We start from the raw sequence: 26,308 nt of genomic DNA, 5'->3' as shown, positions 1-26,308 counted from the left end.
TACGGTAGTGACCGCCATGACCAACCCGACAGGGCAGGAACCTGCCAACCCTACGACGATGCTGTCGCCCGCCAACCAGCGCCCGCCGACCGTGCGGGCGTTGCTGCTCGCGGCGACGTTGCTGGGGGTCGCGGTGGTGTCGGGGTTCGTGTGGTGGTTGATCCGGCACGACCCTGGTCCGATGACGCCGACCGCCGGTGGGCAACCGGCGACGAGCGCCCCCGCGACGTCCGATGGGGATACCACCTCGCCGTCCCCGACCGATGCGAAGACCCCCAGCGAGGTCAAGATCGGACGGTTCACGTTCCGGCCTATGGCACCCACCGACGTCACATCGGACTGCGCCGCCGTGTCCTATGGCAAGGTGCGGAACTGGCTGGCCAACAACCCGTGCAAGCAGGTCAGTCGGGGGCTCTACGCCACAACCGTTGGCGAGGTGAAGGCGCTGGTTTCGGTTATCGCGGTCACCATGCCCGGTGACCCGAAGGCGTCCGAACTCAAGGGCATCACCGACACCAACGGCACGGGCAACGTGTCCGACATGGTGCGGGATGGCACCGTGCAGCTGCCAAGCGCGCCGCAGGTCGCAGGCGGCGGGTACGCCTCCGAACTGGATGGTGACACCGTCACCATCGTCGAAGCCGCGTTCTACGGCGGGCACTCCGACCGGACGTTGCTGGACAAGATCGCGACCGCCGCCGTGGGCGTCGCGAAGCACCAGGGCTGAAGTCGGCGAGCCCTCCGGGCGGCCGCGCCGCAGGTCAGGCAGGCGTGCCGGGCAGCGCGACGGCGGCGGGAGACATGCCCGCCTCGGCCCGCCAGTGGGTCGTGTGCACCGCGGAGGCCCGCAGCGCGTCGGCGGCATAACTACGCAGGGTGGCGTCGCTGGTGCGGGCCAGCACGCCGCGCCAGGTCGTCGCCGCGTCCCCCTCGGCGGACACCACGGCCGCCATCGCGGAGACGTCGTCGGTGACCGGCTTCGGTGGCTGGTAGGCGGGCTCGGCGAGCACGGGCATCATTCCGCTGTCGCTGATGAGCCGCGTCGCGGTGTCTTTGCGTCCGCGGTGCTCGTCGATCGCGGCACCGATGCTGTCATCGAACGTCTCCGGCAGGAAGGCGGTGACCAGCTCGTAGACCCAGAGAGCGGCATGCTCGGACGCGAGCGCCTGCTGCAGCGCGCCGACGACGTCGTCGGCCAGTTCCCCGGACGGTTTCGGCGGATCGAACGTGGGCTTGCTCACGTCGCCGAGCGCGTCGTCCAGTGCCTGCGCGCTCGCGCAGCCCGCCGCCACCGACCCGAGCAGGCCCGCGCGATGGGCTGGTGCGGTACGCATCAACGTCAGCGCGCGCTCGGCCGCCGTGCGCAATCGCGCACCGAGCGATGCCAGATCGGTCACCGGCGTGAGCTGCGGTGACGCGGCTGGTGGCCGGTTGGCGCGGGTGACCTCCCGCTGGAGCGCGTGGGCGTGCGCGGCGCGCACCTCGGCCACGGCGGTGGCGATTTCGGCGCCCGATCCGGTGATCGTGCGGGCGCTCTCGGCGTCGGTGCGCGCTGCCGCCACGAGCGCGCTCAGCGGATCGGGTGAGTCGTCGTAGCCCTCACGGCAGGCCGACAGTGGCACGGCGAACGCGGCCAGCACGCAGGAACGCAGCACGTCCCGCCTGCTCAACCCGGTGATGCCTGATCTCGCCCCTGCACGCACGGTGAGCCATCCTGCCAGGTGTCGCTGGGCAGGCTCGCCTCGGCGGCGCGAACGTTCGTCCCGGCGCGGCTTGCTCTAAGCTGGGTTGACAGCGATTGCGCTGACCGGACCGGTAGGGGCTGGTTCCGGCCAGGCGTCGCGACTGAACGACAATTGCTCGCCGCAGCCGAATAGGGGAGAGTCAACCTTGCCCAATGATCTCGCCAGACGGCTGGAACCGATCGTGGCCGACGCGGTCAGCAGCGTCGGCTTCGAACTCGACGCGTTAGAGGTTCAGCAGGCAGGTCGCAGGAAGCTGGTCAAGGTCACCGTCGACTCTGACGACGGTGTTGAGGTCGGCAAGCTGGAGCACGCGAACCGTGCGGTGTCGGCCGCTCTCGACGACCACGATCATCTGATCGCCGGCTCCTACGAGCTCGAGGTCACCTCGCCTGGACTGAGCAGGCCGCTGACCACACAGCGCCACTGGCGCCGCGCCCGGTTCCGCCTCGTCCGGATCACGCCGAAGGACGGCAAGGAGTACGTGGGCCGGGTTGGCCACGCGGGGGAGAACAGCGTACGAGTGCTGGTCGACGCCCGGATCAGGGACGTCTCGTATCAGTCGGTGGCCAAGGCCGTCGTCGAGATCGAGTTCAAACAGCCGCGCACCGAGGAACTCAAACAGCTCGAAGCGGACGAGGCAGACGTCATCGAGGCGGCGAAAACGGCCGGTCAGAGGCACACTGGGGGCAAGAAGAAGGAGGATCCGAAGTGAACGTCGACATCGCGGCACTACGCGCGATCGAGCGGGACAAGGACATCCCCTTCGAGACTGTGCTCGCCACCATCGAGTCCGCCCTGCTGACCGCGTACAAGCACACTGAGGGTCACCAGCCGCACGCCAAGATCGATATTGATCGCAAAACCGGCTACGTCCGGGTGATCGCCTACCGGCTCGACGAACACGGTGAGGTCGCCGAGGAGTGGGACGACACTCCGGAGGGCTTCGGCAGGATCGCGGCGACCACCGCGAGGCAGGTCATCCTGCAGCGGCTGCGCGATGCCGAGCACGAGAAGACCTACGGCGAGTTCTCCGCCAAGGAAGGCGAGATCATCGCCGGGGTGGTGCAGCGTGACTCCCGCGCCAACGCGCGGGGCATGGTCATGGTCGCGTTCGGCGACACCGAGGGCGTGCTGCCCGCGGCTGAGCAGGTACCTGGCGAGTCGTACGAGCACGGCGCCCGGCTCAAGGCGTACGTGATCGGGGTGTCACGTGGTCTGCGTGGCCCGCAGATCACGCTCTCGCGCACACATCCGAACCTGGTGCGCAAGCTGTTCGCGCTCGAGGTCCCCGAGATCGCGGACGGCACCGTCGAGATCACGTCGGTGGCGCGCGAGGCAGGGCATCGCAGCAAGATCGCGGTGCATTCCACGGTGCCTGGCGTCAACGCGAAGGGCGCCTGCATCGGGCCGGTCGGGTCTCGGGTGCGCAACGTGATGAGTGAGCTGAACGGCGAGAAGATCGACATCATCGATCACGCCGACGATCCGGCGGTTTTCGTCGGGAATGCGCTGTCGCCCGCGAAAGTTGTCTCAGTGCGGGTGGTCGACGAGCGCACCAAGACGGCGCAGGTCGTCGTGCCTGACTTCCAGCTCTCGCTCGCCATCGGCAAGGAGGGCCAGAACGCCAGGCTCGCGGCACGGTTGACCGGCTGGCGCATCGATATCCGCAGTGATGCGGCCGGTGCGGGCGAGTCGGTGCCCGCCGCGCGTGTCGAGCCGCCGCACACCGCTGCCGCCGGTCCCGCGGACTAGCAGGGCCACTGCCCTTGGGGGGTGGTGGCCGGAACAGCGGTGGGGGTTAGACTTGAGTGTGATCGATGGCGCGGTTTCGGCCCCGCAGTACGAGGGTCCGGTGCGAACGTGTATCGGGTGCCGAAAACGGGCGTCGGTCAGCGAGCTGCTGCGAGTTGTCGCGGTGGAAGGACGGGTGGTCGTCGACGAACGTCGGCGGATGCCCGGCCGGGGAGCGTGGTTGCACCTCGACCCTGGTTGCCTCACTACCGCGTCTCGACGGAGGGCATTTCCCAGGGCGTTACGGGTTTCTGGGGTGCTTGCCGTCGATGGCGTCGAGGAGTACTTCGATCGCCGGCTCGGATCAGATCGTGGCGACAAGACAGATACGAGGAAGTCTCGTGTCTTGCCGAGGTAAAGGAAGCAGGTCGACCCGTCATGAGTCAGCCGTGAAGCTGAAGCCATGAACGCGCGACGATAGGACGAGGTCTGCGGGTCTAGCCGCCGGCCTCACCAGACGAGGAGAGCAGTGGCAGGCAAGGCCCGCGTGCACGAGCTCGCGAAAGAGCTCGGAGTCACGAGTAAAGAGGTTCTCGCTAAGCTCAAGGAGCAGGGCGAGTTCGTGAAATCAGCGTCATCGACCGTCGAGGCACCAGTTGCCCGGCGGTTGCGCGACGCGTTCCCCAAACCAGATGGCAAGTCGGACGGCGCTGCTAAATCGGGCGGCGGTGAGAAGGCGAAGCCCAAGTCCAGTGCGAAGCAGGCCCCGGCGAATGACGTGAAGTCCGAGGCACCCGCTGAGCCGAAGGCGCCGGAGTCGGAGACTCCTGCCGCGCCGAAGCCCGGTCCCAAGCCGGGACCGAAGCCGGAGCCCAAGCCGGAGCCGAAGGCGGAGGAGCCGCAGCAGAAGAAGGCGGAGCCACCGAAGCCAGGCCCCAAGCCGGGTCCCGCGCCGGAGGAGCCCAAGCCGGATCAGACTGGCCCCGGCGGCGCGGTCGTTCCGCCGAAACCGCAGGGTCCGAAGCCGGGCCCGAAGCCGGGTCCGCGCGCGCCACGGGTGGGTAACAACCCGTTCGGCGTCGGCGGCGGCACCCAGCAGTCGCGGCCAGCTGGCCCGCGGCCTGGTGGCGGCAAGGGCGGCGAACGGCAGGGTCGTCCCGGCGGTGGTCACGGCGGCGGCACGGAGCGTCCCGCTGCCGCCCGCGGCGGTTCCAGCCCCAGCAAGCCGAGCCCCGGCAACATGCCGCCGAGGCCGAACCCCGGCATGATGCCCTCGCGTCCGGCGAAGCCGGCCGGTGGTCCCGGCGGCGGTCGTGGCGGTCCCGGTGGCGGTCGTGGCCGTGGCGGACCCGGTGGACCAGGTGGTCCTCCCGGCGGCGGTGGCGGTCGTGGCCGTGGCGGACCCGGTGGACCAAGTGGTCCTCCCGGCGGCGGTGGCGGCGGTTTCCGCGGCGGACCTGGCGGTCCTCCCGGTGGCGGCGGCTTCCGTGGTGGCGGTCGTGGCCGTGGCGGTGCCGCGGGTGCGTTCGGCCGTCCCGGCGGTCCGAGCAAGCGCGGTCGCAAGTCGAAGCGGCAGAAGCGCCAGGAGTACATGGAGAACATGCAGGCGCCGTCCGTTGGTGGCGTGCGTCTGCCCAAGGGCGGCGGCGAGACCATCCGGTTGCCGCGCGGCGCTTCGCTGACCGACTTCGCCGAGAAGATCAACGCCAACCCGGCTTCGCTGGTGCAGGTGTTGTTCCACCTCGGTGAGATGGTCACGGCGACGCAGTCCGTCTCCGAGGACGTCCTGGAGCTGCTCGGCTCCGAGATGAACTACAACGTTCAGGTCGTCAGCCCCGAGGAAGAGGACCGCGAGCTGCTCCAGTCCTTCGACATCACCTTCGGTGAGGACGCGGGCGACGAGGAGGATCTCGAGTACCGGCCGCCGGTCGTGACCGTGATGGGTCACGTCGACCACGGTAAGACCAAGCTGCTGGACACCGTCCGGAAGGCGAAGGTCGCCGAGGGCGAGGCGGGTGGCATCACCCAGCACATCGGTGCCTACCAGGTCGCATCAGAGCTCGACGACCAGGAACGGCTCATCACCTTCATTGACACCCCTGGTCACGAGGCGTTCACCGCCATGCGTGCCCGTGGTGCCAGCTCGACCGACATCGCGGTGATCGTGGTGGCGGCCGACGACGGTGTGATGCCGCAGACGATCGAGGCGATCAACCACGCGCAGGCCGCCAAGGCGCCGATCGTGGTGGCGGTCAACAAGATCGACGTCGAGGGTGCGAACCCGCAGAAGATCCGCCAGCAGCTCACCGAATACGGGCTGGTGGCCGAGGAGTACGGCGGCGAGACGATGTTCGTCGACATCTCGGCCAAGCAGGGCACCAACCTCGACGGACTGCTCGAGGCGATTCTGCTGACCGCGGACGCCACGCTCGACCTGCGGGCGAACCCGGAGATGCAGGCGCAGGGTGTCGCGATCGAGGCGCACCTTGACCGGGGCCGTGGTCCCGTGGCGACCGTGCTGGTCAAGCGCGGCACACTGCGGGTCGGCGACTCGGTCGTCGCTGGCGACGCCTACGGCCGCGTGCGGCGCATGGTCGACGAGCACAACGAGGACGTCAAGGAGGCGACGCCGTCGCGTCCGGTGCAGGTCATCGGGTTCACCTCGGTGCCTGGCGCCGGTGACACGTTCCTCGTCGTCGAGGAGGATCGGACCGCACGGCAGATCGCCGAGCGGCGGCAGGCCCGCATCCGCAACGCCCAGCACGCGGCGCGGCGCAAGCGGATCAGCCTGGAGGATCTTGACTCGGCGCTCAAGGAGACCAGCCAGCTCAACCTGATCATCAAGGGTGACAACTCGGGTACCGTCGAGGCCCTTGAGGACGCGCTGAGCAAGCTCGATGTCGGTGAGGACGTCGAGCTGCGGATCATCCACCGTGGCGTCGGTGCGATCACCGAGGGCGACATCAACCTCGCCATCGCCGACAACGTCATCGTGATGGGCTTCAACGTCCGCGCCGAGGGCAAGGCGACCGAGATCGCCAACCGCGAAGGCGTCGACGTCCGCTACTACACGGTGATCTACCAGGCGATCGAGGAGATTGAGAACGCGCTCAAGGGCATGCTCAAGCCCGAGTACGAGGAAGTCGAACTCGGCAGGGCAGAGGTCCAAGAGGTGTTCAAGTCGTCCAAGATCGGCACGATCGCGGGTTGCATGGTGCGCTCGGGCATCATCCGCCGGAACGCGAAGGCCAGGCTGCTGCGGGACAACGTCGTTGTCGCGGACAATCTGCCGATCGCGTCGCTGAAGCGGTTCAAGGATGACGCGGTCGAGGTCCGCGATGGCTTCGAATGTGGTCTCACGCTCGGCAAGTACAGCGATATCAAGGTCGACGACATCATCGAGACCTACGAGCTGCGCGAGAAGCCGCGCGACTGACGCACGGCCAGCCGCTGGTATGCGTACCGCTTTCGAGCGCTACGCATGCCAGCGGCCGTACCGTCGTGATGGGGTGAGCACGGTGTACGTAGGTGCGTTGGAACTCGATGTGCTGCTCGGTGATGTCCATTCGCTGAAGCAGAAACGGTCCGTGGTGCGTCCGGTCATCGCGGAGTTGCGGCGGCGATTCGACGTCAGCGTCGCCGAGGCAGGGCATCTCGATCTGCACCGGCGTGGGCTGATCGGCATCGCCATTGTCGCGACCGACGCCGGGCATGTCGCCGACGTGCTCGATGCCTGCGAACGGCAGGTGGCCGGGCGACCGGAACTGGAACTATTGTCCGCGCGCAGGCGTTGGTTCGGCCCGGACGACGAGGAGCACGAACAGGAGGTGCGCCGTGGCTGAGAAGACCCGCGCACGCAGGCTGGCTAAGCGGATCGGGCAGATCGTCGCGTCCGCCATCGAGCACGAGATCAAGGATCCGCGTCTCGGCAACGTGACCATCACCGACACCAAGATCACCGGTGACCTGCGGGACGCGACCGTGTACTACACCGTGCTCGGTGACAGCATCGACGCTCAGCCGGACATCGCTGGTGCTGCCGCGGCGCTTGAGTCGGCGCGAGGTGTGCTGCGCACCAAGGTCGGTGAGGGCACAGGCGTCCGGTTCACCCCGACACTGACGTTCGTCGCCGACACCATGCCGGAGGACGCCCGCCGCATCGACGAGCTGCTCGCCAAGGCGCGGGAGGCCGACGCCGAAGTCGCCCGCCGTGCCACCGGCGCCGAGCCCGCGGGGGAACCCGATCCCTATCGGACGTCCGACGAGGACTGAGTTATCGGGGCAGCGACGCCACTAGCAGGTCGCGCTCGATTGTCTGGTCCACCCAGTGGGCGAAGCCGTCGAACGGCGGGCCGTCGTGGACGTCGAGCCCCGCTTTGCGCAGGATCGCGGCCAGTTCTTCGCGCGGTAGCACCCGGTCGTTCCACGAGATCCCCAGCGCACCGCCGGGACGCAGCACCCGAGACCACACCGGTACGGCGGCGGCGAGCAGGTCACGTGGGCTGCGCGCCAGCTCCGCCTCGCGGTGGCTGCCGTGCTGCACGCCATACGGCGCATCGGTGACGATCAGGTCGAACGAGCGCGGCGGGAACAGCTCGTCCACCTGCAACGTGTCGGTTCCCCGGTAGCTCACCGTATTCGTCTCGCCCGCCTTGAACTGTTCCTTCGTCGGCGCGTACGTGATGTCGAGCCGCTGGCCGAGGCGTTGCTTGTTCTTGCGCAGCACCCCGGACTCCGCCGTGTGCTTGAACCGCTTCGTGCGCAGCCACGTCTTGATGAAACGTTCGTAGGCCTCGAAGTCCTTGCCGTCCAGCTCGACGCCGGTCGCGTCGAAGCCGTACATCATCGCCTGATTCAACGTGGTCCCGCGCCCGCACAGCGGATCGAGCAGTCGCAGCCGCCGCGTCAGCATCGCGCGCGGCTCGTCCAGCGCCATGCACGTCAGGTTCACCAGCAGTCGCGTGAACAGCTCGTTCGTCTTGCCGGCGTACTTCTGGATCGTCAGCAAGTCGGAGTCGAACCGGTCCAGCGGCGTGAGTGTCACCGGCCGCAGCACCCGCCCGTGTTCACTCGTATCAACGACCTCGAACAGCGCGTAGACGGCGGATGCGTTCGCTAGCACCGCGAGATCGTCGTCCGTTAGCGGTGACGGCGTGCTGAAACTGACGTACTCGACGCCACCGATCCGCGTCTCGGTGAGGTCGCGCAGCTCGACGTCCATGCCGTGGCTGCCGAGCACGGCGAGTTCGTGGCGCAACAGCGTGCTCGTGGCTTCGGCGTAGACGCGGTTGGCCGCGGGCAGCACCAAAAGGGCGTAGTCGGTCATGCACAACCTTCACGGACGTGGTTGGGGGCGTTCGATGGTATCGCCTGGCCAGCCTGCCGATTCGAACGCGTAGCGTGCGCGGTGTGGATTCCTCGCTTGCTGACGTCGCCGCCCTGCTGCGAGACGCGCGTGACGTAACACTGCTCGGTCATGTCAACCCGGACGCCGACGCGATCGGTAGCGCGCTGGCACTTGGCCTCGCACTGCGTGCCCGTGGCGCCGACGTGCGGGTGAGCTTCGCGGAGCCCGCTGAGCTGCCGGAACCGCTGAGTAGTCTCGACAAGGAAGGGCTGGTCGTCCCGCCAGCGGCGCTGCCGGAGTCGGAGCAACTGCTGGTCGCCGTGGACACGCCCGTGGTCGAGCGGCTTGGTGACCTCGGTGAACGGGTGGACGCCACGAAACGGGCCGGCGGGTCCGTGCTCGTCGTCGACCACCACCCATCCGACACCCGGTACGGCACACACAACGTCGTCGACACCGAGGCTGAGGCCAGCACCGTGCTGGTGCTGCGGATCCTGGACGAGCTGGGGACCGAGCTCGACAAGCGCATCGCGACTTGCCTGTACGCGGGCCTGCTCACCGACACGAGTGGTTTCCGCCGGGCAAGCGGTGACACCCATCGGATGGCCGCGCGACTCGTCGATGCGGGTGCCGACGCCGGTGAGATCGGCTACGAGCTGATGGACGCGCATCCGTTCGCGTGGCTGCGGATGCTCGCGACGGTGCTCTCGGGTGCCGAGTTCGAGCCGGACGGCGCGCAGGGCATGGGCCTGGTGCACGCCGTCGTGACCCGCGAGGACACATCGATGGTGCGATCAGAAGACGTCGAGAGCGTGATCGACGTCGTCCGCGCGACCAGCGAGGCGGAGGTCGCGATCGTGCTCAAGGAGACCGAGCCGCGCACGGAATCGCAGCGCTGGACGGTGTCACTCCGAGCGAAGCGCGCCATCGACGTCTCGGCGGCGGCGAAGGCATGCGGCGGTGGTGGACACCTGCTCGCCGCGGGCTGCACGATCGAGGGCACCGCCGACGAGGCCCTGGACCAGCTCCGCAAAGCCTTGGCAGCGGCCCCTCGGCTCTGACGGCCGTGTCCTGCACTCACGCCGCCGTGTCCTGCACTCACGCCGCTGTGTTCGACACTCACGACGTCGTGTTCGGCATCCGCAGGCGTTGCGCTCCTTACTCTGAGTACAAACACGCGTGCGTGAGTGCAGGACACGATGCATGGGGGCGTGTATACACCCGGTGTATACACTTGATGTATAGTCGCCGCCATGTCAATCGGTCATGCCTTGCTCGCGTTGCTGGAGGCGGGGCCGCGCCACGGGTACGACCTCAAGCGCGCCTACGACACCCACCTCGGTGCTGATCGTCCGCTGCACTACGGGCAGGTGTACTCGACGCTGTCGCGACTGTTGCGCAACGGCCTCGTCGAAGCCGTCGGCAGGGAGTCGGGCGATGGGCCTGACCGCAAGCGCTACGCCATCACCGACGCGGGCATCACCGACGTCGAGGCGTGGCTCGCCGCGCCGGAAAAGCCCGAGGTGTACCTGCAGAACGTCCTCTACGCGAAGGTGGTGCTGGCGTTGCTGTCCGGACGAGACGCGCAACGGGTGCTGGACGCTCAGCGCGCGGAACACCTCAAGCACATGCGTGAGCTGACCAAGCGCAAGTCGGACGGTGACCTGGTCGATCAGCTCATCTGCGATCACGCGCTGTTTCACCTCGAAGCCGACCTTCGGTGGCTGGAGCTGACAACCGCGAGGATCGACCAGCTGGCGGAGCAAGTGCGCACCACAACCGAGGGGGAAACATGAGCACACACACGACGGACAGCCTGGACGCCGAGCCGCTGCTTCAGGCCACGGAGCTTTTCAAGGCGTTCGGGCTGACCGAGGCGCTGGATCGGGCGTCGCTGAGCGTCACGGCGGGCGAGACGGTCGCGGTGATGGGGCCATCCGGGTCAGGAAAGTCGACGTTGCTGCACTGCGCGGCGGGCATCATGAAACCCGATGCGGGATCGGTGCGCTACGACGGCCGCGAACTGACCACGTTGTCCGATGGCGAACGCAGCGAGCTGCGGCGCACCGAGTTCGGCTTCGTGTTCCAGTTTGGACAGCTGGTGCCGGAACTGACCTGCCTGGAGAACATCGCGCTGCCGCTGCGCCTCGGTGGGATGCGCCGAAAGCCTGCCGAAGCGGAGGCCGAACACTGGCTCGCGACGTTCGATGTCACCGATGCCGCGCACAAGCGGCCCGGTGACGTCTCCGGTGGGCAAACGCAGCGGGTAGCGGTCGCTCGTGCGCTGGTCACCACCCCGAGGGTCATCTTCGCGGACGAACCGACCGGCGCGCTCGACTCGCTCAATGGTGAGCTGGTGATGCGCCTGCTCACGCAAGCCGCGCGGGACAGCGGCGCGGCGATCGTGCTTGTCACGCACGAGGCGCGGGTCGCGGCGTACGCCGATCGCGAGGTGATCGTGCGCGACGGCCGTACAAAGACGGGGGTGTTGGCGTGACGCCGACAGGGGGAGGAAACGCGCTCACCCAGTGGTGGCGCGACGTGTCGTTCGGGTTCCGGCTGGCGCTGGGGGTCAGCCGGAACCCGGCGACGGCGTTGCTACGGCTGGCGGTCGGCGCGTTCGGCGTCGCGATGGCGGTGGCGTTGCTGCTGGGCGCGGCGTCGATGGTGAACATCGTCGAGCAGCACGAGGCCCGGGAGGCGCAGCAAACGGAGCAGCTGACACAGAGACCGGGCGTTGATCCGCTGTACGTGCAAAGCAGTGCTGTTGACTTCCGCGATGAGCGGATACTGGGAAGCTGGGTTTACGCGTCAGGGAACAATGCTCCGGTCCCGCCAGGACTGTCGGGCCACCTCGAACCGGGACAACTCGCGGTGTCGCCCGCACTTGGGGAGCTGCTTGACTCGCCGGAGGGTGCGCCGCTCCGGAAGCGGTTCGACGACCTGCACCGAGTCGGAACCATTGGCAAAGCCGGGGTGGTAGAACCGCGTGACCTGAGGTTCTATGTCGGTGCCGAAGCCTCGTTGTCCCACCGTGTTGAGGAGACCAAGGGGACGTATCAACCAGTTCTAGCCGCGTACGGCTTCGGCGGAAGTCACGGCGAGGCGCCGCTGCCCATCGACGTCATCACGATCATCGTGGTCGGCGTCGTCACGTTGCTGTTCCCGATCCTGATTCTGATCGGCGCGAGCACGCGTATCGCCGGCGCCGAACGGGACCGGCGACTGGCCGCCATCCGACTGGTCGGCGCCTCCGCACGACGTGTGCGTCGCATCTCGGCCGCCGAATCCATGGTGCCTGCCGTGCTCGGACTGCTGCTGGGTGGTGTGCTGTTCCTCCTGGCACGACCGGTGGTCGCGGAGTTCGAGTTCTTCGGTTACTCGGCCTATGCCTCCGACATCGTGCCGTCGCCGGTGCTGGTGGCACTGATCGTGTGTGTGGTTCCGGTGCTGGCGATTACCTCGGCTCTCGTGGCGCAACGTCGACTCATCGTGGAGCCGTTGGGTGTAGTCCGGCAGGCCACCGCGCGTAGACGGCGGCTCTGGTGGCGGTTGCTCCTGTTCGGGGCAGGGCTGGCGATCTTGGCTGCGCGGCCCTGGGGGATGTGGCTCGCTTCCATGTTCCTTAGCCGCACGTATATCCCGCTCTACCTGTCTTTCGTTGTGCTCGGGGTGCTCGTGATGTTGCTCGGGCTCGCTGCTCTGCTGCCCTGGGCGGTGGAGCGCACAATTACGCGGCTCGACCGTGGTGGGCCGTCGTGGCAGCTCGCGATCCGTCGCTTGCAGTTCGACAGCGGAACGTCGGCACGCGTGTTCAGCGGGCTCGCGCTCGCGCTCGTTAGTGGTGTCGCTGTGCAGGTACTCGTCAGTAGTTATGAGTACACCAGACCGGATGCTCCCGAAGCGCAGCGCGAGGTGGTGGTCGAGACACCGCCGGATGCCGAGCCAGCGTTGACCGCGTTACGGCAACGTCCCGACGTCGAGACAACTGGCCTCATGCACCGCAGTGTCTTCTTCATCGAGCAGTATGAGAGAGCCCCGGCAGATGTGTTGATCGCGGAATGCAGCCCATTGCTCGACAGCACGGTCGTGTCCGCGTGCCAGGACGGCGACGTCTTTCTGAGCCCGCGCGCGGCGTATGAAGTGCGACCCGGTGACGATCTGGTGATCAATGAACAGGCGTCACGGTGGACAGTGCCACGATCGGCCACCACGACGGAACTCGAACCGTTGCACGGGTTCAGCGAGGTTTCGATGGTGGTGACGCCGAGCGCGCTGGGTGAGGCGTTCGAGCACATCGACAGCCTCCGCCCGATGGCTTTCGCGGTGTTCCGCCAGGAGGTCGACAACGCATCGCGGGCCGAGCTCGTGGAGTACATCCAGAGCGCCTACGGCCTGTCCACGACTCCGCCGGAGCCGCTGAACGGCGTCACCATGATGGGCGTGGTGTACCGAGACATCGGCTCGATCGGTGCGTTGCTCACGACGAGTCTGCTGTTCGTCCTTGGTGTCGCGGTGCTCGGCGTGCTGGTGACCTCGGCAGAGCACCTGCGCGAACGCGCACGGGCGTTGTCGTCGATGTCGGCGAGCGGCGTCGGATTCGGCGCGTTGGCCCGGTCGCTGCTGTGGCAGAACGCGATTCCGCTCGCGTTGGTGGCGCTGCTCGCGGTGGTGGGCGGCGGCTTGCTTGCCGCCGTGCTGTTGCTGGACGACGCCGCGCACATCCGCATCGGCTGGGCGGTCGTGGCATTGCCGTTCGTCGGCGCGGTGGTGCTCTCGCTGCTGTTGACGGCGTTGAGCCTGCCAGCGCTCCGCGCCGCTGTGTCCACGCAGCACCTCCGCACCGAGTGAGATCGTGTCCTGCGTTCGGGACGCTGTGTCCTGCGTTCAGGACGCTGTGTGCGACGTTCTCGACGGTGTGGTCGATCCCACGGCGGGACGTGGTATGGATTCGAGGTCACGGGGCGATATACGTAGTGGTACGGGGGTACCGTTCTGCGCTCTGCCTCCGGCCGCGCCGTGAGTTCGTGTTCGCCCGCCGCCCCGTGAAGGAGATCCGTGCCGACGTCGCCCAGCTCGTCGCCGTCCGCCTCGCCACAGTCGCCCTCGCCGAAGTCCATCCCGACACAGCCTGGTCCGGTGCGGTCCGCGTCGCTGCGCTCCTGGATCGTCTGGCTCACCGGCGCCGTCGTCTACGTGCTCGCGGTGTTCCACCGGACGTCGTTCGGCGTCGCCGGGCTGGAGGCCGCTGATCGGTTCGGCGTCGGCGCCGCAGCGCTCAGCACCTTCACGGTGCTGCAGATCGGCGTCTACGCCTCGATGCAGATCCCCACCGGCATTCTGGTCGATCGGTACGGCCCCCGCCGGGTCCTCACCATCGCGCTCATCCTGCTCGCGGCGGGCCAGCTGATGCTCGCCCTCGCTGAGACGTACTGGCTCGGTCTCGCCGCGCGCGGTGTGCTTGGCCTCGGTGACGCGCTCACCTTCGTTTCGGTCCTGCGGCTGGCCGCGAACCACTTCCCGATCAGGCAGTACACCATCGTCACCACGCTGACCAGCGCACTCGGGTTCGTCGGCGCCCTCGCCGCCACCGTCCCGCTCACCCTGCTGCTCGCCGGTCCCGGCTGGCTGCCGACGTTCCTCGGCGCGGGCATCGTGACGGCGCTGGTGGTGTTCCTGGTGCGGTTCGCGGTGCGTGACGTCCCGGAAGGCAGCGTGCGGGAGAAGCCACGGCACACCTCCGCCCGCGAGGTCGGCGCGCAGGTGGTGGCGGCATGGCGAGTGCCGGGCACGAGGCTCGGCTTCTGGACGCACTTCGCCACGATGTTCGCCCCCACCACCCTTGGCCTGCTGTGGGGCATGCCGTTCCTGGTGCAGGGCCAGGGGTACTCACCAACGACCGCGAGCAGCGTGCTGATGGTCCTGGTCATCGGCGCGATGCTCACTGGCCCCCTGCTCGGCGCGGTGACCTCCAGCCACAGGGAGCGGCGGATGCCCCTGGTCATCGGTTACCTCGTGACCGCAGTGCTGGTGTGGGCGGTGGTGCTCGGCTGGCAGGGCACGCTGCCGCTCGGGGTGCTGTTCGTGGCGTTCGCGTTGCTCTCGCTCGGTGGTCCGGTCTCGACGGTCGGCTTCGCCCTCGCCCGCGACTATAACCCGCTGTGGCGGGTCGGCACCGCCACCGGTGTCGTCAACGTCGGCGGCTTCGTCGCGACCACGATCGCCTCGCTGCTGGTCGGCGTGCTGTTGCAGCTCTCTGACGGCAACTTCCGGATCGCGCTGTCCGCGCTGGTGATCATGCTGCTGATCGGGGCGTGGCGGATGGCCGTCTGGTACCGCCGCACCCGCGCCGCCGTGTTCGCCGCTGAGTCGCGCGGGGAGGACGTGCCGGTGCGGCTGCGCCGCAGGACCTGGGACACGCCCCTGGCGACGCGGGAGTGCGCCCCGACAGGGTGCCGATAACCGATTCACGACTTCCGTAGGTAGTCGCCACGCCTCCGCGCACGTAACGTCGTTCTGCGGTGATGTGCTCGCCGCATCGCACGGGCGGGCCCTGTGGTGCTTCCCACCGGCGCGGCCCACGTGTGGCAATGGGGGAGTGGGGGACCCTCATTGCCACACTGCGGTGGACGTCCAGCTCACGCTCCGAGTGCCTGGTGCCTGTCGTGGAACCGGGAGTGCGGGGGAGCGGGGTCGTCCTGGTGCCCGGTCGCGAACCAGACGCCGATCTGGGTGCGGGAGCTGAGACCCAGCTTGGTCAGGATCTTCTCGACGTGCTTCTCCGCCGTGCGCGGCGAGATCACCAGGCTGGCCGCGATGTCGCGGTTGGACAATCCTTGCGCGACGAGCTGGGCGATTTCCCGCTCCCTGCTGGTCAGGTCGTCATCCGGTCGGTCGGCATGGTGCGCCACGATTGGTTTGGCGGTGCGTCGCAGCGCCAGCGAGAGCGCGCTGTCGATGTCCATCGCGGCACCCTTGTCGACGTGGGTCTGCCAGGTCTCGCCGAGTGCTGCCCTGGTCCGTTCCTCGCATACGGCGTGGCCCCGCTCAAGGTGCTTGAACAGTGAAGGCGCGCCGACCGAGCGCATCGCGGACTGCACGGCGCCGAGCAGCGTGGCCGCGCGGGCGTGCTGACCGCGCTTCTCGGTGACCCAGGCGATCAGCTCCATCGCCATGGCCATGCCGAGCCGGTCGTCGAATGCCTCCTTGATGGCCAGCGTCTCGGCCGCCAGCGCCTCGGCGCGTTCCGCCTCGTTCCAGTGCCACCGCAGCAGCGCTTGCGTCCACATGGCCAGTGCGGCGCACCAGCGGTCGCCGTGTCGCTCGCTGATCTCAAGACATTCCTCGCACAGCTCCAGCGCATAGCTGGTCTCGCCGAGCAGCGAGCGGGCAGCGGCCGACTGGATCAGCGCGAACATGATTCCGAAGTCGTTGCCCGCCTTCTTGTGCGCGTCGTAGGAGTCGGTGAAGTGAGTCAGCGCGGTAGCGGGGTCGCCGTGGAACAGCGAGGCGATGCCCTCGTTGTGGGTGATCTCGGCGAGCCACGCCTCCTGACCGGTCGACGTCGCCAGCACGCGTGCTTGCGCGAGCAGTCGGCGTCCCTCGGCGACGTCTGCCTGCAGCACCGTGAGTTTGCTGACCGCGGTGAGCGCACCGACGGCCTCCGGCGCATCGGGTGCTAGTGCCAGCAGCTCGCGCAGCCAGCGCCTGCCCTCGCTGAACGTACCGGACATGACCCAGAAATGTCGCAGGTCGGCGGCCATGCGCAGGCCGATACGCGCGTGCTCGGCCGATGTCGTGCACAGGTCGAACGCGGCGCGCAGGTTGGCCTGCTCAGCGCGTAGCCGGTGGTAGGCCTCGACCTGCTCACCGTCTTCCAGCTGGGCGAGCGACTTCGCGGTGAGCCCGGCGTACCAGTCCCGGTGCCGCCGCCGCAGTGTGGCCAGCTCACCGGCGGTACGCAGCCGGTTCAGGCCGTACTCCTTGATCGTCTCCAGCAGTTGGTAGCGCGCCTGCCCGTCCCGCTCGTCGCGCAGCAGCACCGACTTGTCGACCAGTTCGGCGAGCAGGTAGAGAACGTCCTCGCGCGGCAGCGCATCGTCCGTGCAGATGCCTTCAGCCGCGTCCAGCTCGAAGCTGCCGGCGAACACCGAGATCCGCGCCCACATCAGCTGGGCGTCCTCGGTGAGCAGGTCATAGCTCCAATCCATCAGCGAGCGCAGCGTGCGCTGCCGGGGCAGCGCGGTCCTGCTGCCCTGGGTGAGCAGCCGGTACCTGTCGGACAGGCCGTCCAGGATCTGCGCTACCGACAGCGAGCGGATGCGCACCGCGGCGAGTTCTAGCGCGAGCGGGATACCGTCCAGACGGCGGCACAGCTCGGCGACGACGGCGGCGTTGCCCTCGGTCAACTCGAAGTCGGGGTAGCAGGCCGTCGCGCGGGCGGTGAACAGCTGCACGGCGTCCGATGCCAGCAGCGCCTCGGGCGAGAGATCGTCCGCTGGCACGGACAGTGGGGGCACCGGCAGCGTGCACTCCGCCTCAATCTGCAACGCGGTGCGGCTGGTCGCCAGCACCCTGACGTCGGGGCAGCTACTGAGGATGGCGTCGACGAGCGCGGCGCAGTCGTCGATCAGGTGCTCGCAGTTGTCCAGCACGATCAGCAGCTGCCGATCGGCCAGCTGTTCGACCAGTCGCTCGGTCGGCTGCAGCGGGGAGTCGTCGCGCAGGTCGAGCGCGGCGACGGCGGTCTGTGCGAGCAGCCTGGTGTCCGACAGCCCAGCGAGGTCGACGACATAGACACCGTCATGGAACGCCCGGTGCAGGTCGTGGGCTGCGCGCAGTGCCAGCCGCGTCTTGCCGACGCCGCCGACGCCGAGCAGCGTCACCGGCCGATTGTTGCCCAGCATGGTGCGGATCTTGGCGAGTTCATGGCGCCGCCCGACGAAGCTGGCAGCTTCGACGGGAAGAGACGAAGACCGCGGTCGCGGGTCGGGGATCCTTCGCACCATGGTGCCGAAAAGTTAAGCCGCGAATCTGACCAGGTCAATAGGCCAAATGGCCTATCGGGCAGACTAACTCCAGAAAGGACAACGAGTAGATACGTAGCGAGTTACGGGTTAATCCGGAAGTTTTCTCGGTCGTCCCGGGGCATTCTCGGGGCATGTCCGTGTCCGAGACCCTCGCGCTGGCCCCACTCGCGGCGACCGTAGTCGGCACCGTGTGGTGGCTACTCGCCTGCTGGCTCGGTGAGCTACGTCGACGCGAGCACGCCAGGCAGGGCGGTACGGACGCGGTTGTTCAGGTGCCGGGTCGGGGGCGTCGTCGCTGACGCCCCCGACCCGATCTGGCGTGGCGGAGACCGGACTCCAGCCGTCCCGCGCCCTCCGAGGCCGATCCCCTAGAAATTGAGCGGGAACCGCCACGGCTGAGTGCCGGTCGCGCGTCCGTAGGCGCTCGCCACGGCGGCAGCTGCAGCGGGAATCGCGATCTCGCCCGCACCGGCGATGCTCGTCCCGGTCGTCGGCATGAGCACGAGCCGGAAGTTCGTCGGCGCGTGCCGCTGCCGAGGCCACAGGAAGTCGGCGAAGCTGGACTCCCGCACACTCCCCGAGTCGATGTGGTTGCCCGCACGCAGGATGCTCGCGATGCCGTCCATGACGCTGCCCATGAACTGCGCTTCCAGACCCATCGGGTTGACCGGGATGCCCATGTCCGCCGCCACCAGCGCGGACGTGACCCGGGGAGCGGCGGGATCGGTCGCGTCGATCGTCACGACGCAGCCCGCCCTGCCGTCGTACTCCTCGTGGTAGCCGATGCCCTGCGCCCAGCCCGCGGGCAGGGCGGTGCCCCACGCGCTTTCGGAGCGCAGGCGTCGCAGCAGCGCTTTGGCCGGCTGGTCGTTGGCCAGCGCAATCCGCAACCCGAGCGGGTCTTTGCCCAGCTTGCTCGCCAGCCGGTCCATCATCAGCTCCTCGGCGGCCCGGTTGTGCCCGGAGTACACCGAACGCCAGGTCGCGGTGGGGAACTCGAAGGGCACCTCGTTCAGCTCCTTGGTCTCCGTGCCCAGCGCGTACGGCGTGTGCTGGGTGAGTGCGAAGAACGCGGAGCCGATCGAGGGGTAGCCCAGCGCACCGGGGTCGATGCCGATGATGACCGGGCTCAGCCCGAAGTCCAGTTGCACCGCGGAGCTGAGGTTCTCGAAGCTTACCATCTCGCCCGCGAGGTAGGTGATGCGCATCCGGTGCATGCTCGCCGGGCGCATTCTGCCGTGCTGGGTGTCGTCGTCGCGGGTCCACATCACCTTGACGGGCCTGCCCAGCGCCTGTGACACCAGTGCGGCCTCGATTTGCGCTTCCGAGCTCAATCGGCGGCCGAACGAGCCGCCGCCGCGCGTGACGTGGACCGTCACGGCGTCCTCCGGCAGCCCGATCGCCTCGGCGACCTGGCGCCTGGTGCCGTTGGGCACCTTGGTGGACGACCAGACGACGGCGGAGTTCGGCCGGACGTCGGCGGTGGCAGCGTTGGTCTCCATCGGGGCGTGGTTGACGAAGGCGAACTCGAACCGGCCATCGACGTGGTCCGACAGTAGCGGCGGGTCGGCGAACGGCGGGATGGCTTGTGCCAGCCGTTCGTTGACGGTGCTGTCCGAAACATCGTCGACCGGGCCAGGACCCCAGGTCACCCGCAGCGCCTCACGCCCACGCTGTGCCTCGTGGAAGGTACGTGCGGTGACGGCGACGCCGGTGGGAATGGTGGTCACCGCGACCACGCCGGACATCGCCTCCGTGTCGGATGCGTCGACGGACTCGACCGTGCCGTAGATGGTCGGCGGCCGGGCGACGACGGTGGGCAGCGCACCGTCCACCGCGACGTCCAGGCTGAATCGCATCGCGCCGGTGACGATCGCGCGGCCTTCCTGCTGCGAGGCCGGGGTGCCGATGATGGTGTGCTCGCTGATCGGTTTCGGGGTGGTGGCGACATCGGGGCTGGTGACGCTCGCGGCGTCGGCGGCGAGCGCGCCGTAGGTCTCGCTCCTGCCGTCCGGGGCGTGCACGGCGGTGTCGCGGGTGGTGAGTGTGTCGGCGGCGACTCCCCAGCGGCGCGCGGCCGCCGTGACCAGCCGGGCGCGGGCCTGCGCCGCCATCTCCCTGACCGGGTCGTAGGCGTCGCGGATCGAGCGGGACCCGCCGACGGACTGGCCGGGCAGGTTGTCGGCGTCGGCGAGTTCGGAGTGCACGTCGGTGAGCCGCGCGTCCAGGTCCTCGGCGATCAGCATCGCCAGCGCGGTGCTGATGCCCTGGCCGACGTCGGCCTTGGGGGATTCGAAGATGATCCGGTTATCGCTGGTCACCCGCAGGACGTACGTGGTGCCGAGGTCGGCCTCCGTGGTGGGTTCGCTGCTCGTCGTGGTGGGGCGGCCCGCTGCCATGGCGGGGGCGTCAGCGGTGACGTCGATGCCGAGGCGGGCCGCGATGGTCAGCGTGGGCGCGGCGACGAGGAACGTGATGAAACGACGGCGACCCACTGCGCTTGTACCAGTACTCATGCCTGGTTCCTCCGGGTCAGAAGTTGATCGGGAATTGGGAAGGGAAGGTGCCCGTCGCCCGTGCGTAGGCGTTGGCCACGGCGGCGGCTGCAGCGGGAACCGCCAACTCGCCCGCACCGCCGGTTTCCCGGCCGGTGTTGAGGAAGTGCGCCTCGAACTCGAGCGGTGAGCTCGCCTGCTTGGCCCACGTGAAGTCGGCGTAGCTGCTCTCCACGACGGCGCCGTTCGTGATGTGGTTGCCCGCCAGCAGGATCGTGGCGATGCCGTCGATGACGCTGCCCTGGAACTGAGCCTCGGCGCCTGCCGGGTTCACCACCAGGCCCATGTCAACGACGATGACCGTCCGCATCACCCGTGGTGCGTCGGGATTGGTCGCGTCGATCTCGGCAAGACATCCGATGTGGGCGTTGTACTCGGTGTGGAAGCCGACGCCTTGTGCCCAGCCGGACGGCAGCGATCGACCCCAGTTGCCGCGTGACTTGAGCTGGCGGAGCACCTCGACGGCATCGGCGTTGCTTGCCATGTCGATGCGGAACCGCATCGGGTCCTTGCGCAGCCGACTGGCCAACCGGTCGACCATGATCTCTTCGGCGGCCCGGTTGTGACCGGAGTACACCGACCGCCAGAACGCTGTCGGCACGTCGAGCTGGACCTCGTTGAGGGTCTTGGTTGTCGTGCCGAACTTGTACGGCGTCGCCTGAGTGGCGTGGTAGAAACTCGCACCGGACGTCGGCAGCTCGATGCTCGTGTCGATCACCACGCTGAATGGGGTGACGTCCATGTCGAGCTGAACGGCCGCGCTGCGGTTCTCGAAGCTGTCCACGATGTCGCCGGTCAGCAGGAACCGCATCTTGTGGTGGCTCGCGGGGCGCATTCTGCCATGCTTGACGTCGTCATCGCGGGTCCACAGCAGCTTGACGGGATCGCCGATCCGTTGGGAGATCCGGGCGGCTTCGAGCGCGGCGTCCGGGTACAACTTGCGGCCGAAGGAACCACCGCCCCGGATGGGGTGCACGGTGACGGCGTTCTGCGGCAGTCCGATGCCCGTGGCCACGACGGTTTGCGCGATCGGCGGGATCTTGCTGGCAACCCAGACCTCGGCGGAATCCGCGCGTACATCCGCGATCGCGCAGTTGGTCTCCACCGGACCGTGGTTGACGAAGGCGAAATCAAACTCGCCGTCAACGGTGGACTGCAGCAAGGACGGCGCGAGGAGCGGGTCGGTCGCGTTCTGGAGGCGGCCGCGGATGTCGGCATCGGACAGGTCCGCGATCGGTCCCGGCCCCCAGGACACCGACAAGGCGGCGCGTGCCTGCTGAGCGTGGTGGAAGGTGGTCGCGACGACCGCGACACCGGTCGGGATCTCCACTACCGCGACCACACCCGGCATGGCGCGTACCTGTGCGGCGTTGTCGATCGCGGTCACCGTGCCGCCGATCGTGGGCGGGCGGGCGACGACCGTCGGCAGCGCGCCCGGGACGTCGACGTCGAGCGTGTAGGTTGCCCTGCCGGTGATGAGCTCCTTGCCATCGATCCGCGGCGTCGGCGTGCCGACCAGGGTGTGTTCGGACACCGGTTTGGGCAACGGTGACACCGCCGGCACGGCGACCTTGCTCGCGTCGACGGCGAGTGAGCCGTAGCTGGTGCTCCTGCCGTCCGGCGCGAACACGTGGGTGTCGCGCGTGGTGAGGCTGTCGGCGTTCAGGCCCCAGCGCTCCGCCGCGGCCGTGACGAGCCTGGCACGGGCGTCGGCTGCCAGCCGGCGTGCCGGTCCCCACATGTTGCGCATCGTCGTTGACGCGCCGGTCAGTTGCGCGGCACCGAGCTCGGGCCGTGCGTTCGAATGCGGCATATCGACGTCGACCAGCCGCGCGTCGATGTCCTCGGCGATCAGCATGGCCACCGCGGTGCTGATACCTTGGCCCACTTCCGCGCGCGGCGCTTCGAAGACCACGCGGTTGTCCTCGGTCACGCGTAACCGCATCAGTGGGCTGACCGCGTCGACCTCGGGCTGTAGTGCCGCCGCCAGGTCGACTTCCGGGGTAGAGACATTGGCGATTTGCGCGCGCGCCGTTCCTTCGCCGAGCCACCGGCCCGCGACCGTCAGGGTCGGTGCCGCGATGAGGAAGGTCACGAACCGTCTGCGAGTGGTGCCAGCGTTGGTGTCGGTGTGCTTATCGGCAGTGGCGCGCTCGGTCATGCCTGCGCCGCCTTCTTGATCGCCTTCCGGATGCGGCAGTAGGTGCCGCAGCGGCAGACGTTGGCGATCGCGTCGATGTCGGCATCCGACGGGTTCTTGTTGGTCTTCAGCAGCGCGGCGGTGGCCATGATCTGACCTGGCTGGCAGAAGCCGCATTGCGGCACGTCCTCCTCCAGCCACGCCTGCTGTACCGGGTGCAACGTTTCGCCATCCGCGAGCCCCTCGATGGTGGTGATGTGCTTGTTGGCGCAGTCGGCGATCGGCACGACGCAGGGTTGGATCTCCTTGCCGTTGAGGTGGCTGGTGCAGGCCCGGCACGCGCCGATGCCGCAGCCGTACTTGGGTCCGGTGATGCCGAGCAGGTCCCGCAACACCCACAGCAGCGGCATGTCGGCCGGCGCGTCGACGCTGACGTGCTCGCCATTGACGAAAAGCTTGTATGTGGGCACTTTTCTCGTGCTCCTTAGGTGTTGTCGATCAATTTAATCTGTGCGTCTTATCGAGTGGGCGCGCGAATTCTTACGTATTCCTACGTAGTCGCGTACGTAGGAATACGTACGGGTGCGCCTGTGGTCGCTTGACAAATGGTTTTCGGGCCCTGGAAGCGACACTCTAAGGACGGATATTGACCGGGTCCATACTCTGTTCGGACTATTTTATCCTTGCTATAAGCGCAGGTGAGCGCTGCTCACTGCCAGGTGATCGATCGATCACGGAATGCATTGCCAATATTCGATCTTGCTGGGTGACGCCATTTGGCGTAATTCTCTCGACGCATTATTGACGGCGGCAATGAGCGGCCGTAGCGTCACCGCTCGCAAATAGAACCAACACCCGTAGCGGCGCCGGTCTAATGGCGCTGTAGTGCTCCATCGTGAAATGAGAATCTGGACGGATCACCATGCTCCGAACATTTCAAGGCGCGGGTTCGCGGACGATCAAAGCCAAAGTGCTCGCGATCGCGCTGATCCCGAGCATCGCGCTGCTCATCGTCGGTGCGGCGGTGTCCGGCTACTTGATCAACAAGGGGCTGCATGCGAAGGAGTTCGCCGAGGACGTCAGGGGGTCGCTCAAGCCGACCGCGCGGTTCGTCGCCGAACTGCAGGAGGAGCGCAGGCTTTCCGTCTTGCTGCTGACCACGGGGAAAGTCGACGTCGGTGACCTGCAGCGCCAGCGCCGTGAGGTCGACGTCGCACTGGACGACGTCTATAGCGCGGGAGAGCGGCTTGCCGCGAGCGGGCCAGGAAGCGTCCGCGCGGCGTTCAATGACCTCGCCACCGAGGCGCGGGCACTGCCCAGCATGCGGGACCAGATCAATACCAGGGACACCACACCGCTCGAGGCCTACGAGTTCTACGGCGAGCTGGTCGAACGGGTCGGGGCGGGCATTCAGGGCGTCGCCCAGTCGGCGAGCGACGCCGAGGTCGCCTTCGAACAGATGATCAGCTACGACCTGTTCCGCTCGGTCGAGGCGCAGTCGCGCTCACACGTGCTGGTGGGGCTGGCGATGTCCCGCGGGCTCAGCTCGTCCGTCTACCACGAGCTGGCCCACCAGATGGGCACCTACCACGAGATCATCAACCTCATCGAGTCGCGGTTGACCCCCGCTGAGCAGGAGCAGTACGCGGCCCTGCAGGAGACCGACGCGTGGGCGACGCTCACCGGCGGCGACAACGACATCATGGCGAAGGGGCCTGGCAAACACGAGCCCAGCTTCGACGTCGCGGAATGGGAGAACGCCGCGAGCACCCTGTCGGAAGCGCTGCTGCGGCTCTACATCGCGCACTCCTCGCACGCCGCCGATATCGGTGCCGCCAGCGGGAACGCGACGCTGCTGACCTCGGCGCTCGCCGGGGCGGGCATCCTGGCCGCCGCGCTCGCGGCGATGGTGATCGCGCTGCGGCTCTCTCGCGGGTTGATCGAGCGGCTCACCCGGCTGCGGGAGGAAACCCTCGACCTGTCCAACCGCGAGTTGCCCGGCATCGTCGAGCGGCTGCGGCAGGGCGACCGGGTCGACGTCGAATACCAGATTCCATGGCTGGACTTCGGCGTCGATGAGATCGGCCAGGTCGCCAGCGCGTTCAACAAGGCGCAGCAGACCGCCATCTCCGCCGCGGTGCAGGAATCGGAGACCCGCAGGGGTGTTGGTTCGGTGTTCCTCAACATCGCTCACCGCACTCAGGTGATCGTGCACCGGCAGCTCAAGGTGCTCGACTCGGTGGAACGCTCCGAGGACGACCCCGACCAGCTGCAGTTGCTGTTCCAGCTCGACCACCTCGCCACCCGCAGCAGGCGCAATGCGGAGAACTTGATCATCCTGGGCGGCGAACAGCCGGGAAGGCAGTGGCGCAACCCGGTCTCCCTGCGGGAAGTGGTGCGCAGTGCCGTCTCCGAGACCGAGCACTACACCAGGGTCGGGTCGGTGTCCATTCCGGACACGTTGATGGACGGCAAGGTCGTCGCCGACCTCGCGCACCTGCTCGCCGAGCTGATCGACAACGCCACCGCGTTCTCGCCGCCGCAGTCCAAGGTCGAGGTGCGCGGCAACGCCGTCGGGCGCGGCGTGGTGATCGAGGTCGAGGACCAGGGCCTCGGTATGGAGAAGGAGCAGCTCGACAAGTTCAACACGATGCTACGCAAGCCGCCGGACTTCAGCGTCATGGCGTTGTCGACCGAGTCGCGCGTCGGGCTGTTCGTGGTGGCGCGGCTGGCGTCGCGGCACGGCATCAAGATCACACTGCGGGAGTCGATCTACGGCGGTACCACGGCGATCGTGCTGGTGCCGACCGACCTGATCGCGCAGGAGACCACCCCGCACGAGCCGCCGATGGTGAGCGGCACCGGCATGCCGGACGACGGTGCCGGTGACGGGCAGGAGCCGCGCCACGAAGGCACGCTGCCCAACCCAGACAACGGCCTGCCGACGGTTACCGACCTGCCCCCGATCGGCTCGTCCTGGCGCACGGTCGTCTTCGACAAGCCGGAGAGCCAGGAGGCGCCGCCCGCGCAGCCTGCCCAGTCCGAGAAATCCGCGCCACCCGGGCGGCCCGCGAGCTCGACCGGCGCTGGAGCGACCGGCGCGCGGCAACCGGGCGGCAAGCCGCCGCTGCCACAGCGCAAACGGCAGGCGAACCTCGCGCCGCAACTGGCGGACGGCGGGCAGGAAGCCGACGCCCCTGACCCGGCGGACGACCTGATGGACGCCGAGCGCACGCGCAGCGTGATGGCGGCGCTCCAACAGGGAAACCTTCGTGGCCGCACCACGGAAGTCAGCCTCAACGGGCACAACTGAGAGAGGTGAACACATGACGGTCACATCGCGGTCGACCGATCTTGACTGGTTACTGGACGACGTCATCGAGCGTGTCGTCGACGTGGACAGGGCGGTCGTGCTTTCGGCGGACGGATTGCTGATGGCCCGTTCGCAGAGCCTGACGAGGGCCGACGCCGAGCACCTGTCCGCGGTCGCCTCGGCGTATCAGAGCCTGTCGCGCGGCACCGGGCGGCACTTCGGCTTCGGCGAGGTGCGGCAGACGATGGTCGAGATGGAGCATGGATACCTGCTGGTCATGGCCGCTGGCAGAGGTGCGTGTCTCGCCCTGTTCACCGAGTCGGAGGCCGACCTCGGTCTGGTGGCCTACGAGATGAACCTGCTCGTCAAACGGGTCGGCGCCGCGCTCGCGGCGATGCCGCGCAATCCCAAGGGCGAGCGGGTCGACGCGAAGGCGTCATGAGAACGC

Annotated in this window: 21 protein-coding genes; 15 read left to right on the top strand and 6 right to left on the bottom strand. The window is 68.0% G+C overall.

The annotated features are described in order from the left end of the window. The first annotated feature begins 16 nt into the window (after nt 1-16). Nucleotides 17-727, top strand: a complete 711-nt coding sequence (locus AMYHA_RS16970; RefSeq protein ID WP_231104787.1) for a hypothetical protein — start codon at nt 17-19, stop codon at nt 725-727. A 34-nt stretch (nt 728-761) separates the two neighbouring features. Here AMYHA_RS16970 and AMYHA_RS16965 read toward each other — a convergent pair whose 3' ends face one another. After that, nucleotides 762-1,703, bottom strand: a complete 942-nt coding sequence (locus tag AMYHA_RS16965) for a ferritin-like domain-containing protein (protein WP_231104786.1) — start codon at nt 1,701-1,703, stop codon at nt 762-764. A gap of 187 nt (nt 1,704-1,890) precedes the next feature. On the opposite strand from AMYHA_RS16965, the gene rimP reads away from it, so the two are divergent. From rimP to rbfA, 6 genes are all read left to right on the top strand, one after another. After that, nucleotides 1,891-2,457: a ribosome maturation factor RimP gene (gene rimP, locus AMYHA_RS16960; protein WP_034272494.1), complete on the top strand. Its 567-nt coding sequence runs from the start codon at nt 1,891-1,893 to the stop codon at nt 2,455-2,457. Further along, the gene (gene nusA / locus AMYHA_RS16955) at nt 2,454-3,497 is read left to right on the top strand and encodes a transcription termination factor NusA (protein WP_034272492.1); all 1,044 of its coding nucleotides are present in this window, start codon (nt 2,454-2,456) and stop codon (nt 3,495-3,497) included. Before rimP ends, nusA begins: the two co-directional genes overlap by 4 nt. Then, nucleotides 3,418-3,894, top strand: a complete 477-nt coding sequence (locus AMYHA_RS26530; RefSeq protein WP_084037328.1) for a YlxR family protein — start codon at nt 3,418-3,420, stop codon at nt 3,892-3,894. The genes nusA and AMYHA_RS26530 overlap by 80 nt, the downstream gene beginning before the upstream one ends. A gap of 111 nt (nt 3,895-4,005) precedes the next feature. After that, nucleotides 4,006-6,912, top strand: coding sequence for a translation initiation factor IF-2 (gene infB / locus AMYHA_RS16950; protein ID WP_034272490.1), 2,907 nt, complete (start codon nt 4,006-4,008; stop codon nt 6,910-6,912). Nucleotides 6,913-6,994: 82 nt separating this feature from the next. Beyond that, nucleotides 6,995-7,318, top strand: a complete 324-nt coding sequence (locus AMYHA_RS16945) for a DUF503 domain-containing protein (protein WP_034277640.1) — start codon at nt 6,995-6,997, stop codon at nt 7,316-7,318. Further along, a complete protein-coding gene (gene rbfA / locus AMYHA_RS16940; RefSeq protein ID WP_034272488.1) occupies nt 7,311-7,748 on the top strand; it encodes a 30S ribosome-binding factor RbfA in 438 nt (145 codons plus the stop codon). The genes AMYHA_RS16945 and rbfA overlap by 8 nt, the downstream gene beginning before the upstream one ends. 1 nt (nt 7,749) lies before the next feature. Here rbfA and AMYHA_RS16935 read toward each other — a convergent pair whose 3' ends face one another. Further along, entirely contained in the window at nt 7,750-8,802 is a 1,053-nt protein-coding gene (locus AMYHA_RS16935; RefSeq protein ID WP_034272486.1) for a TRM11 family SAM-dependent methyltransferase, read from the bottom strand. Between the two features lie 83 nt (nt 8,803-8,885). On the opposite strand from AMYHA_RS16935, the gene AMYHA_RS16930 reads away from it, so the two are divergent. From AMYHA_RS16930 to AMYHA_RS16910, 5 genes are all read left to right on the top strand, one after another. Beyond that, a complete protein-coding gene (locus AMYHA_RS16930) occupies nt 8,886-9,884 on the top strand; it encodes a DHH family phosphoesterase (protein ID WP_456236142.1) in 999 nt (332 codons plus the stop codon). A gap of 192 nt (nt 9,885-10,076) precedes the next feature. Continuing rightward, nucleotides 10,077-10,619: a PadR family transcriptional regulator gene (locus tag AMYHA_RS16925; RefSeq protein WP_034272483.1), complete on the top strand. Its 543-nt coding sequence runs from the start codon at nt 10,077-10,079 to the stop codon at nt 10,617-10,619. Next, the gene (locus AMYHA_RS16920) at nt 10,616-11,320 is read left to right on the top strand and encodes an ABC transporter ATP-binding protein (RefSeq protein ID WP_051400014.1); all 705 of its coding nucleotides are present in this window, start codon (nt 10,616-10,618) and stop codon (nt 11,318-11,320) included. Before AMYHA_RS16925 ends, AMYHA_RS16920 begins: the two co-directional genes overlap by 4 nt. Next, nucleotides 11,317-13,674, top strand: coding sequence for an FtsX-like permease family protein (locus AMYHA_RS16915; protein WP_157362187.1), 2,358 nt, complete (start codon nt 11,317-11,319; stop codon nt 13,672-13,674). Before AMYHA_RS16920 ends, AMYHA_RS16915 begins: the two co-directional genes overlap by 4 nt. A 267-nt stretch (nt 13,675-13,941) precedes the next feature. Beyond that, nucleotides 13,942-15,285, top strand: a complete 1,344-nt coding sequence (locus AMYHA_RS16910) for an MFS transporter (RefSeq protein ID WP_034277635.1) — start codon at nt 13,942-13,944, stop codon at nt 15,283-15,285. 176 nt (nt 15,286-15,461) lie between these two features. On the opposite strand, the gene AMYHA_RS16905 is transcribed toward AMYHA_RS16910, so the two are convergent. Beyond that, on the bottom strand, nt 15,462-17,729 hold the full coding sequence (locus AMYHA_RS16905; RefSeq protein WP_169732945.1) for an ATP-binding protein: 2,268 nt from the start codon (nt 17,727-17,729) through the stop codon (nt 15,462-15,464). Nucleotides 17,730-17,983: 254 nt separating this feature from the next. Here AMYHA_RS16905 and AMYHA_RS27095 point away from each other — a divergent pair, with 254 nt between their 5' ends. Next, nucleotides 17,984-18,151 (top strand): hypothetical protein, encoded by a 168-nt coding sequence (locus tag AMYHA_RS27095; RefSeq protein ID WP_157362185.1) that lies wholly within the window; start codon nt 17,984-17,986, stop codon nt 18,149-18,151. A 69-nt stretch (nt 18,152-18,220) separates the two neighbouring features. On the opposite strand, the gene AMYHA_RS16900 is transcribed toward AMYHA_RS27095, so the two are convergent. Genes AMYHA_RS16900 through AMYHA_RS16890 form a run of 3 tightly spaced genes read right to left on the bottom strand, consistent with a single transcriptional unit; the run spans nt 18,221 to nt 23,017 of the window. Next, nucleotides 18,221-20,368 carry a xanthine dehydrogenase family protein molybdopterin-binding subunit gene (locus AMYHA_RS16900; RefSeq protein ID WP_084037327.1) on the bottom strand — a complete coding sequence of 716 codons (2,148 nt, stop codon included), beginning with the start codon at nt 20,366-20,368 and terminating at the stop codon, nt 18,221-18,223. Between the two features lie 16 nt (nt 20,369-20,384). Then, nucleotides 20,385-22,568, bottom strand: a complete 2,184-nt coding sequence (locus AMYHA_RS16895) for a molybdopterin cofactor-binding domain-containing protein (RefSeq protein WP_084037326.1) — start codon at nt 22,566-22,568, stop codon at nt 20,385-20,387. Further along, nucleotides 22,565-23,017: a (2Fe-2S)-binding protein gene (locus AMYHA_RS16890; RefSeq protein WP_034272477.1), complete on the bottom strand. Its 453-nt coding sequence runs from the start codon at nt 23,015-23,017 to the stop codon at nt 22,565-22,567. Before AMYHA_RS16890 ends, AMYHA_RS16895 begins: the two co-directional genes overlap by 4 nt. A 452-nt stretch (nt 23,018-23,469) precedes the next feature. Here AMYHA_RS16890 and AMYHA_RS16885 point away from each other — a divergent pair, with 452 nt between their 5' ends. Both AMYHA_RS16885 and AMYHA_RS16880 read left to right on the top strand, forming a co-directional pair. Next, nucleotides 23,470-25,860 (top strand): sensor histidine kinase, encoded by a 2,391-nt coding sequence (locus tag AMYHA_RS16885; protein WP_034272475.1) that lies wholly within the window; start codon nt 23,470-23,472, stop codon nt 25,858-25,860. A 13-nt stretch (nt 25,861-25,873) separates the two neighbouring features. Beyond that, nucleotides 25,874-26,302, top strand: a complete 429-nt coding sequence (locus tag AMYHA_RS16880) for a roadblock/LC7 domain-containing protein (protein ID WP_034272472.1) — start codon at nt 25,874-25,876, stop codon at nt 26,300-26,302. Nucleotides 26,303-26,308: the final 6 nt, after the last annotated feature.

It is taken from the genome of Haloechinothrix halophila YIM 93223 (assembly GCF_000504245.1).
Lineage (GTDB): Bacteria > Actinomycetota > Actinomycetes > Mycobacteriales > Pseudonocardiaceae > Haloechinothrix_A > Haloechinothrix_A halophila.
Note: the sequence above shows the minus strand (reverse complement) of the source record. Positions and strands in the feature narration are given on the sequence as shown.